General features: G+C 36.8%; 4 protein-coding genes and 1 pseudogene. All 5 read right to left on the minus strand.

Annotated elements, in window-relative coordinates; all coding sequences use genetic code 11:
• Positions 1-430 (minus strand): helix-turn-helix domain-containing protein (locus tag AB5287_RS09855; protein ID WP_368221157.1); only part of this gene is annotated, 430 nt, incomplete at its 3' end.
• Positions 427-630 carry a hypothetical protein gene (locus AB5287_RS09860; RefSeq protein WP_070811678.1) on the minus strand — a complete coding sequence of 68 codons (204 nt, stop codon included), beginning with the start codon at positions 628-630 and terminating at the stop codon, positions 427-429. The genes AB5287_RS09860 and AB5287_RS09855, both read right to left, overlap by 4 nt.
• Complete coding sequence (locus AB5287_RS09865) at positions 617-1,405, minus strand: DNA methyltransferase (protein WP_101800555.1); 789 nt, start codon at positions 1,403-1,405, stop codon at positions 617-619. Before AB5287_RS09865 ends, AB5287_RS09860 begins: the two co-directional genes overlap by 14 nt.
• A 13-nt stretch (positions 1,406-1,418) precedes the next feature.
• Positions 1,419-1,697 (minus strand): hypothetical protein, encoded by a 279-nt coding sequence (locus AB5287_RS09870; protein ID WP_118138931.1) that lies wholly within the window; start codon positions 1,695-1,697, stop codon positions 1,419-1,421.
• Positions 1,694-2,008, minus strand: a pseudogene (locus AB5287_RS09875) (methyltransferase); the annotation flags it as partial. The gene AB5287_RS09870 and the pseudogene AB5287_RS09875, both read right to left, overlap by 4 nt.

Here is a 2,008-nt window from a genome sequence, read left to right on the forward strand (position 1 = left end):
CACCTCGCTTCAAAAGACTTCGCAATTGCTGCAATTTATCTTTACTATCAAGTAAATAAAGATAGACATCCTGTCTTACTAAGATATAACCTGCTAAATCATGACCTGTTATTCCTTCGTTACCAGGCAGCAACTCTAACTGTTCTGATGGAATTTCTTCTGATGAGCTAGAGGCATTATCAGCTTTTTTCTTTTTGGTAAAAGTATTTGTGACTACCACAATCTCTGTTTCATCATTTAGAAAAGCTGAAATCGAGCTGTTGAGCGCTTCTGCAAATGCATCAATTTCAATTGTGGTAGGGTCAGTAACATTTCTTTCAATGTCGCTCACTCGATTTTGAGTAATGCCGACGATAGGGGCAAGGTCATATTGGGTCAACCCTGCCTCTTTGCGGATAGCTCGCATTTTTGCTCCGTCAAAAACTTTCATTTAAACACCTCCCCGCCATCTGAGTACCATCTGTTTTTAAGTACATGACGTGCAATCTCGCATTGCACTTGTGGTTTCTGATAATAATCCACTTTTGCTTTATGCTTTTTGATAGCTTGCATAGTGTGAATTGTAACAATCGCTGCCCATGTGATAGACATCAAAGTTGTAAGTACCATAACGATTTCAATTTTTGTCATTTTCTGTTTCCTTTTCAAATTGGTTTAGCACTGTCTGAAATATATCCAAAAGTAACTTTTGAGGTATATTAGACCGTTCATTATACGATTTAGAAAAATTACCCCATTCAACTTCTGCTGGATTTATATCATTGTTGAGATTTAGAAATAAATTGCTTGCAAATTTGGTCGGCTTTTGCAAAGGGTAATCATAGTTGTTGTACCTTGTTGGGTTTTTATAAGGTAATGGAAAGCCTATAATAGTTTCTATATACTTCCATAATCTCCCTGTTGCTGGGTTTTCAATTATCCAATATTTAGGCTGATATCTCTTTATAATTTCAATGGTATTAAAGGCGCATAGCTCACCGTTAACACGTTTCATAAATTGCCTATCATAGCGATAATTATTGTACGCATCCTCATAGTCTTTTTTCGCTCGAATAGTAAACATACTGGGTGGTATTTGAGGTTCAAATAGACTATCTGATAAATCTTCCTGTTTCCAACAAGCGTTGCCATTTGCGATTGCACTAGCATTTGACCAACTTTCACAAGGTGGACTTGCTATGATTAAATCTGGATGTGGTAGCTTGTCAAGCGTATCAAATAGCTTATTATCACCAAATAACCGTGAGTAATCTGCAAGATTTAGGGGAATAAAATGATTGTTCTTGTTTTCGATATCTATCCCAATCGGATATACTTCAATATTTGCCCCCCCCGAACTATTAAGCGTGTTGATAGCTTTAGTATATGAGCCATTACCACTATCAAACAATGCCCATACTATCATTTTCTGCACTATATCACCCTCTCATCTTATTTCTGATGGTGAAAGAGTGTTTAGGTGGTGCATCCTCAAAAGCATCTTTAAACTCCTGATTGATTTTATGAATATTGAAAGGCTCGTAAGCGTGGAAATAAAATCCATGCTCATCAACATAGCCCTCTACACCAGTTGACCAACTTAAAAATACTGATTGTTGACAACTAGGGCATGTGATGCCTTTTCGATGGCTTGGTATTTTTAAAACTTTACAAAATCCGCAAAACGGACATTGCAAATCAACTTTTACTTTGTTCATGTATTCTCTCCTAATTTTATGAATGCCATCCAATGCGTCGTGCCTCTTTGCTGACCAAACAATGGACTGTATGGTATGACTTCTAGTAATTTCTTAACATTTATTTGACAATCAGACCATTTAAATACGAGTGTGCCTCCGACTTTTAGAACTCTCATACACTCTTCAAAACCTTTTTTGAGATCTTCTAGCCACGTATTCTTGTTAAGTTGCCCATACTGCGATTTCATGATTGAGTTTTGTCCTGCCCATTTAAGATGGGGTGGGTCAAACACTACTAGATTAAAAGTATTATCATCAAATGGCATGTT

Source organism: Bifidobacterium sp. RTP21102st3_E2_RTP21102_210122 (genome assembly GCF_040916945.1).
GTDB lineage: Bacteria > Actinomycetota > Actinomycetes > Actinomycetales > Bifidobacteriaceae > Bifidobacterium > Bifidobacterium longum.